The 15,010-nt window shown below is 38.5% G+C and carries 13 protein-coding genes and 1 pseudogene; 10 read left to right on the top strand and 4 right to left on the bottom strand.

Going from position 1 to position 15,010, the window contains the following annotated elements; all coding sequences use genetic code 11:
* Positions 1 to 48: 48 nt before the first annotated feature.
* The 6 genes from N8O43_RS08780 to N8O43_RS08745 all read left to right on the top strand — a co-directional run bounded on the left by N8O43_RS08780 (position 49) and on the right by N8O43_RS08745 (position 8,215).
* On the top strand, positions 49 to 753 hold the full coding sequence (locus N8O43_RS08780) for an acylneuraminate cytidylyltransferase family protein (RefSeq protein WP_261090091.1): 705 nt from the start codon (positions 49 to 51) through the stop codon (positions 751 to 753).
* Positions 750 to 1,628, top strand: a complete 879-nt coding sequence (locus N8O43_RS08775; protein WP_261090090.1) for a glycosyltransferase family 52 protein — start codon at positions 750 to 752, stop codon at positions 1,626 to 1,628. Before N8O43_RS08780 ends, N8O43_RS08775 begins: the two co-directional genes overlap by 4 nt.
* Before the next feature lie 200 nt (positions 1,629 to 1,828).
* Positions 1,829 to 3,148: a glycosyltransferase gene (locus N8O43_RS08770; protein ID WP_060627270.1), complete on the top strand. Its 1,320-nt coding sequence runs from the start codon at positions 1,829 to 1,831 to the stop codon at positions 3,146 to 3,148.
* Positions 3,149 to 3,309: 161 nt separating this feature from the next.
* A complete protein-coding gene (locus N8O43_RS09685) occupies positions 3,310 to 6,444 on the top strand; it encodes an LPXTG cell wall anchor domain-containing protein (RefSeq protein ID WP_314726021.1) in 3,135 nt (1,044 codons plus the stop codon).
* 261 nt (positions 6,445 to 6,705) lie between these two features.
* A complete protein-coding gene (locus N8O43_RS08750) occupies positions 6,706 to 7,563 on the top strand; it encodes a VOC family protein (protein WP_261090089.1) in 858 nt (285 codons plus the stop codon).
* A gap of 94 nt (positions 7,564 to 7,657) precedes the next feature.
* A complete protein-coding gene (locus N8O43_RS08745; protein WP_261090088.1) occupies positions 7,658 to 8,215 on the top strand; it encodes a sugar O-acetyltransferase in 558 nt (185 codons plus the stop codon).
* A gap of 108 nt (positions 8,216 to 8,323) precedes the next feature.
* Here the strand turns inward: N8O43_RS08745 and N8O43_RS08740 are convergent, their stop codons facing one another.
* Entirely contained in the window at positions 8,324 to 9,007 is a 684-nt protein-coding gene (locus tag N8O43_RS08740) for a DUF4956 domain-containing protein (RefSeq protein ID WP_070479489.1), read from the bottom strand.
* Positions 9,000 to 9,776 (bottom strand): polyphosphate polymerase domain-containing protein, encoded by a 777-nt coding sequence (locus N8O43_RS08735; RefSeq protein WP_070479491.1) that lies wholly within the window; start codon positions 9,774 to 9,776, stop codon positions 9,000 to 9,002. Before N8O43_RS08735 ends, N8O43_RS08740 begins: the two co-directional genes overlap by 8 nt.
* 229 nt (positions 9,777 to 10,005) lie before the next feature.
* Between N8O43_RS08735 and N8O43_RS08730 the strand changes: the two genes are divergently transcribed.
* Entirely contained in the window at positions 10,006 to 11,238 is a 1,233-nt protein-coding gene (locus N8O43_RS08730; RefSeq protein ID WP_070479494.1) for a carbohydrate-binding domain-containing protein, read from the top strand.
* Between the two features lie 249 nt (positions 11,239 to 11,487).
* Here N8O43_RS08730 and N8O43_RS08725 read toward each other — a convergent pair whose 3' ends face one another.
* Together N8O43_RS08725 and N8O43_RS09680 are read right to left on the bottom strand one after the other, a co-directional pair.
* Entirely contained in the window at positions 11,488 to 11,721 is a 234-nt protein-coding gene (locus N8O43_RS08725) for a hypothetical protein (protein WP_000578911.1), read from the bottom strand.
* Between the two features lie 263 nt (positions 11,722 to 11,984).
* Positions 11,985 to 12,107 (bottom strand): annotated as a pseudogene (locus N8O43_RS09680) (low temperature requirement protein A); the annotation flags it as partial.
* Positions 12,108 to 12,335: 228 nt separating this feature from the next.
* On the opposite strand from N8O43_RS09680, the gene N8O43_RS08720 reads away from it, so the two are divergent.
* Genes N8O43_RS08720 through N8O43_RS08710 form a run of 3 tightly spaced genes read left to right on the top strand, consistent with a single transcriptional unit; the run spans position 12,336 to position 14,799 of the window.
* Entirely contained in the window at positions 12,336 to 13,052 is a 717-nt protein-coding gene (locus N8O43_RS08720; protein ID WP_261090086.1) for an ABC transporter ATP-binding protein, read from the top strand.
* 1 nt (position 13,053) lies between these two features.
* The gene (locus tag N8O43_RS08715; RefSeq protein WP_261090085.1) at positions 13,054 to 14,136 is read left to right on the top strand and encodes an ABC transporter permease; all 1,083 of its coding nucleotides are present in this window, start codon (positions 13,054 to 13,056) and stop codon (positions 14,134 to 14,136) included.
* Between the two features lie 39 nt (positions 14,137 to 14,175).
* Positions 14,176 to 14,799, top strand: coding sequence for a TetR/AcrR family transcriptional regulator (locus N8O43_RS08710; RefSeq protein WP_064275793.1), 624 nt, complete (start codon positions 14,176 to 14,178; stop codon positions 14,797 to 14,799).
* Positions 14,800 to 15,010 lie beyond the last annotated feature (211 nt).

Raw genomic sequence — 15,010 nt, 5'->3', positions numbered from 1 at the left:
TAGCTTTTCTTACTAGTCCAATACAATAGAAAACTAAAGGAAGATTATATGAAAGCAACATCTAAACCCATAGCCGTCATTTTGATCCGTTCAGGTTCACGCGGCTTAGTGGATAAAAATATCAAACCGCTTGCAGGCAAACCCTTGGTTTTCTATACCATAGAAGTCGCTCTAGCCTCCAAGTTATTTAGTGAAATCTGGATTTCCTCAGACTCACTAGCCTATCTAGAACTCTGTCGACAAGCCTATCCAGAGATTCATTGTGTCCACAGACCAAAAGAACTGGCCTTAGCAACAACCTCTAGCTTGGAAACCTTACGAGACTTTTTACAACCCTTTGAGGAAGAGCAAGTCTTCGTGAATCTGCAGGTGACCTCACCCCTGAGAGAAGTAGAGCATCTCATCGAATCCTATCAACTCTACTGTCAGTCTGGAGCCGACCATCTGATTTCCTGTGTCAAGGCAGACAAGAGTCGTAGTCTTTTCTTGCAGTTGGAGGAGTCGACTTTTATCCGTCCGCCTCAGGTGTCCAAGCACTATGCTCGGCAGAAAGAGCCTGTCTATTACTATCCCAACGGGAGTATCTGGATTTCTCGCAAGAACCTTTACCTACGAGATGAGACCTTTTACACAGATAAGACAGTGGCCTATGAAATGCCCAAACTCTATTCTTATGATATCGACGATGCTTTGGACTTTGAAGTCGTTGAGACCTTTCTGCAACATCACCACCTAGGAGAATCAAAGAGATGAAACACCTCATCATTGCCACAACGCCCTTGCAGGCTAAAATAGTCCAGCATATCAAGGGACTCTATCCTAATCAGGACTTTGTCAGCCTTTATGTCAGTCCTGTCAAAAATGCCCGTCAGGAGAATTATGCTAAGGATTTTGACCATGTTCACTATCCACAGACGGCAGAGGACTTGGCTCAGATTTGTCAGGAGCTGGCTGGAGATTATGACACTATCTTTTATGCCAGTTTTGACAATAGCTTGATTCTGGACTTGGTTGCTAGTTCGACCTACCATCACCTCATGAGTTTTGATGATGGCTATGCGGATATTTACCCTTTGGGAATGTATGCCCTCCCTCTTCAACCCAGTCAGGTGGGTTCTTTGGGCTTGACCAGAGATGACTTGATTGAGTGGACGGAAAAGCATTATACCCTCTATCGCAGTGACTACCATGTCGTGACTAGAGAGAAGCTAGTCTATCTGGAGCATTTTTTTGCCCTGCCACAAGCACCCGTCTCAAATGGCAAGACGGTCAAGGTCCTGCTGGGACAAAAGTTCTCTGAAGAGGACGACCAGATCTCCATCCGCTTTATTAGTACCTATGCCAAGGCCTTGGCCATTGACCTCTATCTGCCTCATCCCAAGGAAACCTTCACTATTCCAAACGTGACTTACTTGGAGACGGAGCTGATCTTTGAAGATGTCCTAGCCCAACTCTTTCAAGAATACGAGTTCGTTCAGGTCTATCATTTCACCTCATCAGTCAGCCTCCACTTACAAGACCTGTCCCATGTGGCCATTACAGGTATTTCCCTCCCCTACTATGAGGACCGTCAAAAAGAATTGCGACGCTTGGGTTGTCAGTTTGAAAGGGTTTCACTTGGCTGGTAGCATAAATATATATATTAGGAAATGTAAATCCATGCACTAGCTTGGATTTTTTATTGGGGTATTAAGTAGATGTTAGGTATTATTGATAGAATCTAGTAAAAGTATGATTCATATGATATAATTCAGATTAGTAAATCTTTCTGATAAACAAGTACAGATAAATGAGTCGCGAAGGTTACCGTATATGATAGGAGATTGTTATGACTAAAATGGTTACAATACATCCAGGGCTCTGGCAAAGAGAGGTTAGAAAATATGGATTTGAATCATCCCAATTATCTAGAAAGAAAATTGCAGATTATTTAGGTTGGGGACATCTATATATTTTAACCCATCCTCAAGTTCGACCCGATTGGAAGGCTGGCTATGAACAAATAGGTTTTGAAAGGGATGAATTAGTGAGTGTAAGCCATTATCAATCAGATATTGGTCATGATGAATTAAGTATTCGCCCTTCTGATATCATTGATAGGTATCCTAATGGAAAAATGACTGTTGTTAATGGATTTGTGGCTAGCATTGAATTAGAAGATGAAACCCTATATTTTACTTCCGGATTATATTTAAAGAAAAATAAAAAAGAAGAACTGGAATGGTTAAATCGAGATGGTTCGACAGCAATGCGGGCACGGTACTATAAGCCAAGAGAAGAACCAAGTCCCATTTATATGATGGAGGACAATTATTTATATTATAAAGATGGAGAATGGTTAACCTATGAAGACTTATTGATTCAGGTATTAATCAGTCTTACAGATAAGAAAGACATCTTAATTCGAGATCAACATAACGTGGTGACTCCCAAATTATGGCGCTTTGTAGAAAATACAAACCGTCTCTATTGGGAATATATCCATGATAATGTATTGCTAAATCCAGCTCATAATCTAAGAAGAAAAACTAGATATTTAGTAGCGTCAGAAGTATTAACATCAATCTTGCAAGATTTAGGGTATCACGCACAATTTATGCCACCGATTTTTGCACCTCAAGTTTCCTCAGTAGTATTACAAAGAAGAAAGCCTAGTTCCTATTGTTATGTAGGGAATATGAGTAAGGTAAAAAGGGTAGAATGGATTATAGAAGCCTTTAGGAAGTTAGAACAAGAAGACCTACCTGTAGAGGTATTCTTATATGGTGGAGATATTGACAAATTGAAGAAAGAGTATCCGACTTTGCCATCTACCATTCATGTTGTTGGATATGTAGATGAGGTACCTTATTGGGAACATGATGGCTATATTTCAACTTCCCAAAAGGAATTATTTGCCAATGCCTGCGTTGAAGCCATGAGTTTTGGATTGATTCCCTTGCTTTCTAATGTTGAAATTGCTCATCAATATTATGCATCTAAGAACTCAGATATTTGCTTATATGATACACCAGAGGATTTAGCGCATCTTATCAAGTGTTTATATGAGACTGATAAAGAAATCGAGCTAGAAAATACAAGTAAGTTTGTGAATCGCTATTCAAAAGAACAAGTTTCTAAGAGATATTTATCACTCATGAACGCCTAAAAATGAAATAGATAATGAGATTTTATTGGATATCTTATTATCTATTTTTTTTAATTTCCTTTATGTATAATTGTTTGATAAAGGAAACTAAGAGTGATATACTAGTATAGTTAGTATAATTTTTTATAATGAGTAGAAAGAAATAAAAGGGAAAAGACCTTATGAAAAAAGATACAATTCAAAAATATTCATTACGTAAATATAAAGGAATTGGTGCAGCGTCTGTTTTATTAGGGATGATGGTTGTTGGAGCTAGTCCGGTATTGGCTGAAGAAACTACAAATACAGCTAATGAAACTACAGTAACACCTGCAAAAGATAATGTGAAAATGGAAACATTGAGTAATGGTGTGGGTAGTTATACAATGCCGAAAATGCATGTGTTTGAGAGGACGGAAGGTGGTGGACGACTGCATGGGGATGAAAACTGGTATGAGAAAAAGCATAAACAATTCGAAGAAACTGTTAAGGAAGATTTGAAAGAGGTAGAGGATAGAAACGTAAAAAAACAAGGAACAGATACGTTCAAAGACACTAGAGTATCATTTGTAACAAAAGAAGGCGAAATTCTTAAAGAAGAAGTTGATTTGAATATTAATGAAAATAATAAGAGTATTTCTAGTTCAACTCTAAATTATAAAATTCGTGGACTTTTTGGAAAACGCTATGAAGGAAAAATTACTAGTTTAAATGAAGAAGTATTAAACAAGCTAAAAAAAGAAGATGAAATTATAGAAAAAGATGGAAATAAATATCATAAAATTGATACAAAATTAGAAAAACATGAAGGTACTTCAAAAGAAACTACATTTAATGATATAACTGTTCATGCAAATCCTGGAAATTTGCATAATGAAGATGGAAGTATTCGCTATAATAATATTAAAGAAGGTAGTCGAGTTTGGCTTGTTTCAGAAACATCTGAAAATCAGTACGGAAAATATGTCTTAGCGACAAAAACGTCAACTTCAGATGACTCTTGGGTAGTAGAAACTTTTAAAAAAGGAGAAGAGAACGCCAAAGCTTTCACGAAAGAAAACATAAATTCTGAAGGTGGAATAAAAGAAGGGGATACAATCTTAGTTGTTGAGAAAAATGAAGTTGCGTTAAAACTAGGAGCAGCATCAACAGCAACAGAACAAGCAGCATATACAGCAGGAGTATTTTTCAATGAAAAATCACTATATGAGGGACTGAATGGGTTATTAAATAATCAATTAAGAGATCTGAATGAAGAGAAAGAACGAGATATTAAAAACAAACGTCTTAATCAAAAAGAAAAAACTTGGGAAGAATTATACAAAAAACAATTAATAAATGAGCATCTAGTAGATAAACAAAATAGACCTATTTATACTGCGTATGAGACATTCCATGGTTATATCAGAACAAATGGTGACTTTAAAGAGTACAGTGATATTGAAAAATATATCTCAATCTTAAAAGAAAAATTTGGAGAAGGACCGATTAAAACTAACTGGGATAATGCTAGAGACAAAATAGAACCGAAATTTATTGGGAATATTGAAGAATTTAAAGATACTAGTAATTATGAAGAAGAAAAAGCAAATGTAGAAAAATTTAAAGAATCTCATAAAAATATTCAATATGTAAATGAAGTACCTAGTGATGCAAACTTTGTAAAAAATGTATTTGAAGTAAATGTTGATTATAAATTAGGAAATAAAGACAAGAATGAAAATTATCCAATTGATGAAAATGAGACAGAAGATTCAAATAAAAAATATCTTGCATATACAGCAGGTTTTGGAGAAGTTAGATATTCTGGTGGGCACAGTAATTATCAATATGGAATAGGGCAACTATATAAAGAATATACAAAAGATGGCGTTACATATAGAGTAGCTTCACCAACAAAATATGATCAATATGCTCATGTATCAGGGCCATCAATTACAGAAATTCATTATTACAATTTGTATCAACCAACACGTGCTTATCACGTTAGTGAAGAGTTAACAAAGGTCAAAAACATCTATGCTAAAGAAGAGAAGTCTACTACAGAAATTAAAGGAAATGTAAAAGTACATTATCAATTAGTGGATGGAACTTCGATTAAAGAAAGTGTGGATGTTGTAAAAGATGCAGTTGTATCTTCTACAGAAGAAAAATATTACCTGGATAAGGATGATAAAAAAGTTGTTGTTGGAACACCAACGACAATAAATAAAGAAGTTTCCTATGACACAACAACACGAAAACTACAAGAAATAACAAAAGATGGTAAAAAATATAAACTAGTAGGACTGAAAACTGGCTCTCCGGCTGAGACAGGAAAAGTTGTTTCAGGAACTACTGAAATTACCTATGTTTACAAATTAGCTACAGCTGGAAATATCTTCGAAAAATACATGATTGAAGGAACGAATACCGAAATAGCGATGGAGAAACAGTTAACGAAAGAAGCATCCATTGGAGATTCTTACACTTCAATTCCTCCAGAAGCATATACGGTCATCAAAAAGGACGGAAAAAGCTATATTTACAAAGGACATCGTGCTACTTCAGCGCCAGAAATGGGTACAGTTGATGAAAATGAAAAAACGGTTATTTATGACTTTGTAGAATATTTTAGTGAAAAAGGTGAACCGGAAGTACGACCAGCATTACCGGAAGGAGTTGTAAGCGAGAAGGGTGAACCAGAAGTACAGCCAGCGTTGCCAGAAGGAGTTGTAGGTGAAAAAGGCGAACCAGAAGTACAGCCGGTATTACCAGAAGGAGTTGTAAGTGAGAAAGGTGAGCCAGAAGTACAGCCAGCATTACCAGAAGGTATCATTAGTGAAAAAGGTGACCCAGCGGTTCATTCTGTAGCTCCATTATTGATTACTCGCCATATTATTATTGGATCAAATGAAGAACTTATTCCAATTCAAATTGGTAAATTGGCACCTAAATCTGATATCATTTCGAAAAATGGTAAGAAATATCGATATACAATGACCCGTGAAAAAGAAGGTATTGTTACCCATTTGTATACTGAGGTAATAGGTGATGATGTAACGAAGCCACAGAAACAAGAATACCTTCAGTCAAATTCTGTTAAGATTGATGAACCTACAAAACAAGAAGGTTCTCATCAAGATGAAGCGGTTGCCCAAGAAGAGGACAAGTCATCTCATGGGAAACACTCAGAATCTGGGGAAGAGGTACCTCAAACAGGACAAGATGAACTTCCAAACACAGGTACAGATGCTAACGCTAGCCTAGCAGCGCTTGGACTTTTAGGTGTCTTGAGTGGATTTGGATTTCTTGCTCGCAAGAAAAAAGAAGACTAATTTGAATTAGATTTTTTGATATGAATAAGGAGTAGGATATCATATCCGCTCCTTTTCTTTTGGGGTTGTGATGAGAGTCATCTTAGAGTTGGTTAAAAATTTTCAATGGTTTGATTGTCAATTCTCTGTAGATTTTCTTGTTTTAGTCTCATATAGACAAGATGACAGAATCATCATCTATAAGTTGTCTGGCTTGACTTTCTTGATGGAAGTTATATAATAGTTGTAATAATTAAAGTTACAATAAAAGAGGGAATATTTATGACCTATGAATACAAGAGCCACATTTATTTAGCAGAGGCAGTTTTAAATGTAAAGGATTTGACCAGTCAAACAGCCTTTTATCAGCAGATTATTGGTTTAGAAATCTTATCTCAAACGGAGACAGAGGTTATTCTAGGCCTCAGTGGAAAATCCTTGGTACACTTGATTCAAGCACAAGAGAGCGGAGAAGTAAGGGAACATTATGGTCTTTATCATCTGGCTATTCTCTTGCCGACACGAAAGGCTTTGGCGGATGTCTTGAAGCACCTGACAGATTTACAGATTCCTCTTGTTGGCGGTGCAGATCACGGTTACAGTGAGGCCCTTTATTTGGAGGACTTGGAGGGAAATGGCATTGAACTCTATCAAGACAAGCCCGTTGCCACATGGGATATTCGAGAAGATGGACGTATTATCGGGGTGACAGAGGCCCTTGCGGCGCAGGATATCTATGAGTTGGGGGAAAGAGTAGAGCCTTTTATCCTAGCAGAAGGTACGAGAATGGGGCATATCCACCTGTCCGTCAAGGATAGTCGAAAGTCCAGCCAGTTTTATCAAAATGTGTTAGGGCTAGAGGATAAATTCAGTGTACCTAGTGCTAGTTGGATTGCAGCTGGGGACTACCATCATCATTTGGCAGTCAACGAATGGAGAGGAAAAGGTCTGGCTCCGCGTAAGCAAGGCTTGCCAGGTTTGGCCTACTATGTCATCGAAGTTGCAAGTAAAGAAGAATTATTAACGATTGCGCAGCGAGCACAAGAAGTTGATGCACCAATCAAGTGGTTGACATCTAGCCAGCTGGAAATTACAGACCCAGATGGAATTGTGACTCGTGTTCGCTTAGACAGGATATGATGACAATCAGAGCATCAATTGTGGAAAGTGCTCCTTATCCTAGTCAGATATGTCGAAAATTGATATGATAGTAGGGAATAAGGAGAAAAATACTATGACTAGCGAATACCAGAAAATGATAGCAGGCGAGTTTTACCGTCCATCAGACCCAGAACTGAGAGCCTTAGCTCAAGCTTCTCGCCAAAAACAGGCTGCCTTTAACAAGGAAGAGGATCCCTTGAAAGGAGCCGAAATCATCAAGACTTGGTTTGGATCGACCGGGAAAAATCTTTATATCAATACGCGCTTGATGGTGGACTACGGTGTCAACATCCATCTAGGAGAAAACTTTTACTCTAACTGGAACTTGACCATGCTGGACATCTGCCCCATTCGTATCGGGGACAATGCTATGATCGGTCCCAACTGTCAGTTCTTGACTCCCCTCCATCCATTGGACCCGAAGGAACGCAATTCAGGTGTGGAATACGGCAAACCTATTACTATCGGAGACAATTTCTGGGCTGGAGGTGGTGTTATTATCCTTCCTGGAGTGACATTGGGTAATAATGTTGTTGCTGGAGCAGGGGCTGTAATTACTAAGTTCTTTGGTGACAACGTTGTCCTAGCTGGTAATCCTGCACGTGTGATGAAGGAGATACCTGTGAAATAAAGAGATTGGTAAAAAAGTTTTTAAGATAAGAAAAGCGCATCCTATCAAGTGTTTAAAAAACGTTGATAGGATGCCTTTTATAATAAATCAGGTTTTACGCTAGAAGTACTACAAATTCTTTCTCTTCTTGGCATTTTTGGTCAGGGAAACCTGGTAAGTATCCTGTTCTCTAGTGAGGTAATGGATGATTTGAAAGTCGTTGGTTTGAGCCTTGAAATCCACTTCATAGACAGTGGTGACTTGTTCTCCATCATTACTGGTATCAATCGAGATAAGATCTAACTCAGTACAGAATTGTGATAGCCCAGATTGGATAGTTTGGAGTTGCTTTTCTTGGTTCGCAATTGTGATGGTCAATAGTCTGCGACGTTGGTGATTGCTCTTGCTTTGTTGCTTTTCTAAAAGAAGCCATACTGCTAAGATAAAGACGGTGAAGAGAACAGCTAAGACTAGGTAGCCTGTCCCTGCTGCCAGCCCGATAATCATAGCAAGAAAGATAGCAATTAGTTCCCGTGAGCCACTGGTGGCTGAACGGAAACGAATGAGGCTAAAGGTTCCTGCAACAGCGATAGAGGTTCCTAAGCTGCCATTTACCAGAAAGATGACCAAGGTCATCAAGCAGGGGAGTAGGGTCAAACTAACAGCAAATTCCCGTGTATAGAGGGTACGGTGTTTGTAAGCCCAGGTCAGCGCCAAACCTAAAATCAGGCTGACCAATAGAGCCAGAAAGAGCTGGATAGGGTCTGCAGTGGCAGTTGTGTCGTTGAAAATAGAGTTGAAAAGATTAGACATAAGTAGTACCTACACTTTCTGTGCTTGGTCGTGGGCTATAGTCCAGCCCTTGAGACTTGTGGTAGGCGCAGCTGTATTTTGAAAATTTCTGCTCTACCAGTCCATATTGGTCGAGAATATCTTGTAGCCATTGGGGTTTTCTACCAGGTGCTTTAATTTCCATGATGACAATGTCCTCGTTTAGTAGAGGGAAACCGTCCTTTCCTGAAAATAAACTGACATTATTATCACGATAGGTTAGATTTTGGTCAATGGTGATACGAATTTTATTGTAGGGAAATCCGCTAATTTCTTTCTTTTCCTTGAGAGAAAAACGGTCGTAGTAAATATACATACGAGGGACAATTGCTTGCTGATATTCCTCTTGGAGTTGCTGAATTTTTTCAATCATCATTCGGTCCTTGATACTGCTATCCAGCTGTCCCTTGGTCATAAACTGGGTGATAGACTGGGGAGTCGATAAGAGACGATGTTTTCGTCCGACACCAGCTCTATCCTTAGATTTGATTTCTAAAAATACCTGACTATCAGGCTGGACTTGACTGAGATAGGTTCGCATCCGAATCTTTTCTTTGCGCTTAGTACCTTGGCCATCCTCCTGAATCATATCAAATTGCTCTGTATCAAAGTAGATGTTGGAAATGGTCGAAGTTGGATAATCATCCTCGACGAGGTATATTTTTAAGTCCTCTATTAAATTAGCCAAGTCAGCTTTAGCAACGACATATTTGGTTTCAATTCGTTTAAAGCTTGTTTTAATTGGTTTCATAAATCCTGTCTCCTTTATCAAACTATTTCAGTACACTATCTTATTAGCAGATAGGTGTGTCTGGGCAAGTTGAACTTGCTTGTAATTAGTCTATGGAATTTTCCTAAAACTTTTGTTAAAGATAACTTAATTGAAACTGAACTTAAGAAAACTTTCAGAAAAAGTTTAGATTTTTTTCAGACTTCCCCTGTAAACTAAGCTCAAGCTAAAGGAAGGCGAGGAAAAAGGTATGAAATCAAAAAAATGGACCCTAATCTTAACCAGTGTAACAGCTTTGACCTTGATGACAGCTTGTGGGCAGTCAACGACTAAGTCAAGTACAACTGCAGCGGCAGATACTACTGCCATCACAACTTCAGCTAAAAACAGTCAATCTTCTTATTTTACAGAAAAGGACTATGATACTTCTTATGATGAAAGCACAGCCTCTAAGATTGAGCTATCAGGCTCATCTGCCAGTGTCTCTGGAGACGGTGTGACAGTTTCTGGCTCAACGGTGACCATCTCAAAAGCAGGTACCTATGTGATTTCAGGTCAGTCTGACGGAGTGCAGATCAAGGTAGAGGCAGATAAGTCTGATGATGTGAAACTTGTCCTAAAAGGCGCGACCATGACCAATACCAATGCAGCGATTTCTGCGACATCAGCCGGTCATGTCTATTTGACTCTGTCAGAGGGAACCACCAACAGTCTCTCTGACTCAAGCTCTAACAGTGATGAAAAGGCAAATGCCGCTCTCTTTTCTAAGGTTGATTTGACCATCAATGGCTCAGGAACTCTCACTGTAGATGGAAAGAAAAGCAATGCTATCAAGGCAAATGATAGGCTTCACATCACGGGTGGTACCTTTAACATCACATCAGTTGGCGATGCCTTTAATGTCAATGATGAACTCAACATCACTGGTACAACCATGACCATCGATGCTAAGGAAGATGGCGTTAAAGTTGATAATGATGACGATATGACTGTTGGAAATATGTATTTAGCTAACAATACCATAACAGTCACAGCAGGGGATGATGGCATTCACGCTTCTGGCAACCTAGTGATTGATAGCGGTACTTACACAGTCAAGAATGCGACTGAAGGAATTGAAGGGAAATCCATTACGATCAATGGTGGCGATATCAATGTCTACTCGACAGATGATGGAGTCAATGCAGCCAATAAAAATGCCCAGCAAAGTGATATTTACTTTACTATGACAGGTGGAAATCTAACTGTAGAAGTCGGTCAAGGTGACACAGATCCAGTTGACTCAAACGGGAATATCACGGTTACCGGTGGAACCATTAAATTGATAGGACAATCAGGCTTTGACTTTGATGGAACAGCAACTTACACAGGTGGGAATATCTACATCAACGGCGAAAAACAAACAGATATTGTCAATTCTATGCCTGGAGGCGGAGGTCCGAATGGAGGTTCTGGCGGTCCAGCACCTGGCGGACGAGGATAAACAAAAAAGGATAGCATTCAATTAGAATGGCTATCTTTTTATATGGGTGATAAATTGATATGTTACGAGGGATTTTATAATCGTAGCTTTCAAAGGCTAAATTGTTCAGTCATCCGTTGTTGTTTACTTAAATTTCTTGAATTTTAAGAAGGTATTGAGTAGTTTTCCCTTAAATGTTTTGTTTTGGTAGGCGATTGTGAGGGAATTGAAAAATTCAACTGCTAGGTGTTCTTGGTGACCGAGCTCCATCTAGCTTGGGGTTGCTTCTGGGGAAAAGACGCCTAATTTGATGCGGAGTCCACCTTTTTTCATCTTGAACTGATGCATACCATACATCTTGATATCAAGGCTTGTATCGGACATGAGAGTAGCAGTATCACCTGCCATAGAAATTTTTGTATCGGCATCCGGAACGCCTGTTTTTTCAGTATCTAGACTGATAAAGATTTTTTGATAAGTTGGTTGACCGTACTCTCCAATCAACTCCTCACTTCCTGTCCACCGTGAACTCCAGCAAATACAAAATGTTCAGGGTGAATTTTAAAAGGAAGTGCTTGGTCACCCATTTTATTTAGTCCTTGGTTGAAGGCGAAGAAATCTCTCAAAGTAAATCCATCCACGTAAGCAGCTTGTAGGTTACGTCCCTTAACCGAATTCTTAGAAAGCCATGCCGCATTTGGTCTGATTCTGCTAGACGGTCAGCGTAGAGTTCGAGGATTTTTTGACTTCCAAGGGCTAATTTGGTTTCAATTAGGTCTTGAAAATTTCTTAGTCTGTTTCATATAAAAATGAGTAAAATGAATTTCCATCGCCAAGGTCATTAGAGTTGTGATAGCAATGACGATGGTAGGATTGGCTGAGAAAAGCAGAGGAAGAATAGGCCTTTGAAAAGTGGACAGGAAAGACCATTTCAGAGTATCGAGAAGAGATTTAGAAACAGCTCTAAAAGCAATAGCTATCCATTATAAGCATCAGATAATAATATCTGGTACTTTATTTTTAAAAAAATTCAGATTTTTTCTTGACAAGTGAGTGATTACTCACTATAATAGGTTTATATTTAGTAAGTGAGTAATCACTCACCAAGGAGGAAGTAAATGAAAACATTACTACATTTACAAGATTTAGTAAAATCTTTTGACCATCAAATAGTTCTGAATCATGTCAGCTTTGAATTGCAGACAGGAGAAATTATAGGATTAATTGGTCCGTCTGGTGCTGGTAAATCAACTATGATTAAGACTATGTTAGGAATGGAAAAGGCTGATGGAGGCGTAGCTTTAGTGTTAAATCACACTATGCCCAATCGCCATATTTTAGGAGATATTGGTTATATGGCCCAGTCAGATGCCTTATATGAGGCTTTGTCAGGTCAAGAAAATCTAGAATTTTTTGGTCAGCTAAAAGGGCTATCCAAAAGAGATCTGACAGCTGAAATTGCCCATGTGGCTCAAGTTGTAGATCTGACAGAGCATTTGAATAAAACGGTATCCGGTTATTCTGGAGGAATGAAGCGACGCTTGTCTTTAGCCATCGCGCTTCTGGGGAATCCTCAGCTCTTGATTTTGGACGAACCGACAGTTGGAATCGATCCTTCTCTTCGAAAGAAAATCTGGAAAGAATTATTTGCGCTTAGAGACAATGGGATTGGGATATTAGTTACTACCCATGTTATGGATGAAGCAGAGTTAACGGATAAGGTCGGCTTATTATTAGGTGGAAAAATCATTGCTTTTGATACACCGCAACACTTAAAAGATAGTTATCAAGTTTCAAGTATTGAAGAAGTATTTTTGAAAGCAGAAGGAGAGTAAGATGAGAACCATTGCTATTGCTAAAAAAGTTATCAAAGAATTGCTTCGTGACAAACGAACCTTGGCTATGATGTTTGTAGCGCCGGTATTTATTATGTGGCTGATGAACCTCATGTTTTCAGCTAGTACAACCGTGAATGTCAAGTTAGCGACACAAGATCTACCAACTGGTTTGGTAACGAAAATGGATGAGCTCGATCATGTGGACGTCGAGACTTATCAAGACTTAGATCAGGCTAAAAAAGCTCTAGCTGACGAGAAAGTAGATGCAGTCATATCGTATAAAGATGGTGAGTATCAGGTCGACTACGCAAATACGGATGCTTCTAAAACAACTATGACACGACAAGTGTTACGAACAAGTATCATCAATGAAGGCACCGATCAGTTATTATCTCGTGTCAAACAGGCTCTTCCACAATTGAAATTAGATGCAAAGGCGCCTGAAATCAAAGAATCTTACCAATATGGAGATAAAAATACTGGATTCTTTGCACGTATGATTCCAATTTTAATTGGCTTTGTGGTCTTCTTCTTTGTCTTTTTGATTTCTGGTATGGCACTTTTGAAAGAGCGCACAAGTGGAACCTTGGATCGCTTGTTAGCAACCCCAGTGAAACGTTCTGAAATCGTCTATGGCTATATGTTGTCTTACGGTATTATTGCGATTTTTCAAACGGCAGTTGTCGTCTTAGCAGCAATTTGGCTACTAGATGTAGAAGTTGTAGGAAATATTTTAAATGTTATAATAGTTAATGTGGTACTGGCTCTTGTAGCACTAGCTTTTGGAATTCTCTTGTCTACTCTAGCAAAATCAGAATTCCAAATGATGCAATTTATTCCTCTCGTGATTATGCCTCAACTCTTTTTCTCAGGGATTATTCCATTGTCATCCATGGGAGCATGGGCTCCAACTGTGGGGAAATTTTTGCCATTAACCTATTCTGGTGATGCAATAAGCCAGATTATTCTTTACGGACACAATCTTGGTGATATTTTGCCAAATCTTGGTGTTTTAATGATTTTCTTGATCATTTTAACAATTCTCAATATTGTTGGATTGCGTCGTTATCGTAAAGTTTAGAAATCAACATAAATAATGCTAAAAAGGTGTGAAGATTAGATGGATAAGACTGTTTTTGAATCGTTTGAAGATTACTTAGAAGAAGCGAATTACCCTCAAGGAAAGAAAAAAATCATGCAGGCAGCAGTGGATCTCATATCAACTAGGAGTTACCATGGGACCTCAACTCTTCACATAGCTGAGCGTGCTGGACTAAGCCAGGCAACTTTGTTTAAGTATTTTAAGACGAAGGATGATCTACTGACGGCTATTTTACATCCTGTAGTCCCAGGCATTTTCGGTAGTTTTGTTGAGGAACTCTTAGCTTTTGAAACGACAGAAGAGAGGGTTCGTTATCTCGTCCACGATCGTATGAGCTATCTCAAAAAAAATCGTGCTTTGATGAAAATCATTCTGCAGGAGAGTTTTTCAAATAAGAAACTAAAAAATGAACAGATTTTTATCTGGAATGCTATTCAAGATAAACTTCGAGTGCTTCATAAAGAATTGCTAGCAGATCCACGTGTAAATACAGAGTTAACGATTCCTCAAATGGTTCGTATTTGTGTTGGTCCATTGTTGGCTTACTTCGCTCAACTTTATATCGTTAGCGACAACGGAGAAATAAAGGAAGAGGACCTAGACTTATTAGAAAAACAGATTTTAGGTGGTTTGTGGAAATAAGGGAGTTCTAGAAGAGCTAAGATTTATTTACTTGACTTTCAAACAAGCTAAAAAAGACATGTTCTGCTTATTTCAGATTCATGTCTTTTTTGTTGTTGGATTTTGTATTCTTCATAAGTCCTCAATCGCTTTGCCAAAACAGAAACCGACTTCTCCAGCGGTGCAACGATTTCTCAAGTGTATGGAAGAGGAGATTTCTGGCTTGCTAAAG

Source organism: Streptococcus mitis (assembly GCF_946190335.1).
Classification (GTDB): domain Bacteria; phylum Bacillota; class Bacilli; order Lactobacillales; family Streptococcaceae; genus Streptococcus; species Streptococcus mitis_CH.
Note: the sequence above shows the minus strand (reverse complement) of the source record. Positions and strands in the feature narration are given on the sequence as shown.

Coding starts and splice junctions, on each gene's coding strand:
- N8O43_RS08780 (WP_261090091.1), top strand. CDS start 49: ATGAAAGCAACATCTAAACCCATAGCCGTCATTTTGATCCGTTCAGGT.
- N8O43_RS08775 (WP_261090090.1), top strand. CDS start 750: ATGAAACACCTCATCATTGCCACAACGCCCTTGCAGGCTAAAATAGTC.
- N8O43_RS08770 (WP_060627270.1), top strand. CDS start 1,829: ATGACTAAAATGGTTACAATACATCCAGGGCTCTGGCAAAGAGAGGTT.
- N8O43_RS09685 (WP_314726021.1), top strand. CDS start 3,310: ATGAAAAAAGATACAATTCAAAAATATTCATTACGTAAATATAAAGGA.
- N8O43_RS08750 (WP_261090089.1), top strand. CDS start 6,706: ATGACCTATGAATACAAGAGCCACATTTATTTAGCAGAGGCAGTTTTA.
- N8O43_RS08745 (WP_261090088.1), top strand. CDS start 7,658: ATGACTAGCGAATACCAGAAAATGATAGCAGGCGAGTTTTACCGTCCA.
- N8O43_RS08740 (WP_070479489.1), bottom strand. CDS start 9,007: ATGTCTAATCTTTTCAACTCTATTTTCAACGACACAACTGCCACTGCA.
- N8O43_RS08735 (WP_070479491.1), bottom strand. CDS start 9,776: ATGAAACCAATTAAAACAAGCTTTAAACGAATTGAAACCAAATATGTC.
- N8O43_RS08730 (WP_070479494.1), top strand. CDS start 10,006: ATGAAATCAAAAAAATGGACCCTAATCTTAACCAGTGTAACAGCTTTG.
- N8O43_RS08720 (WP_261090086.1), top strand. CDS start 12,336: ATGAAAACATTACTACATTTACAAGATTTAGTAAAATCTTTTGACCAT.
- N8O43_RS08715 (WP_261090085.1), top strand. CDS start 13,054: ATGAGAACCATTGCTATTGCTAAAAAAGTTATCAAAGAATTGCTTCGT.
- N8O43_RS08710 (WP_064275793.1), top strand. CDS start 14,176: ATGGATAAGACTGTTTTTGAATCGTTTGAAGATTACTTAGAAGAAGCG.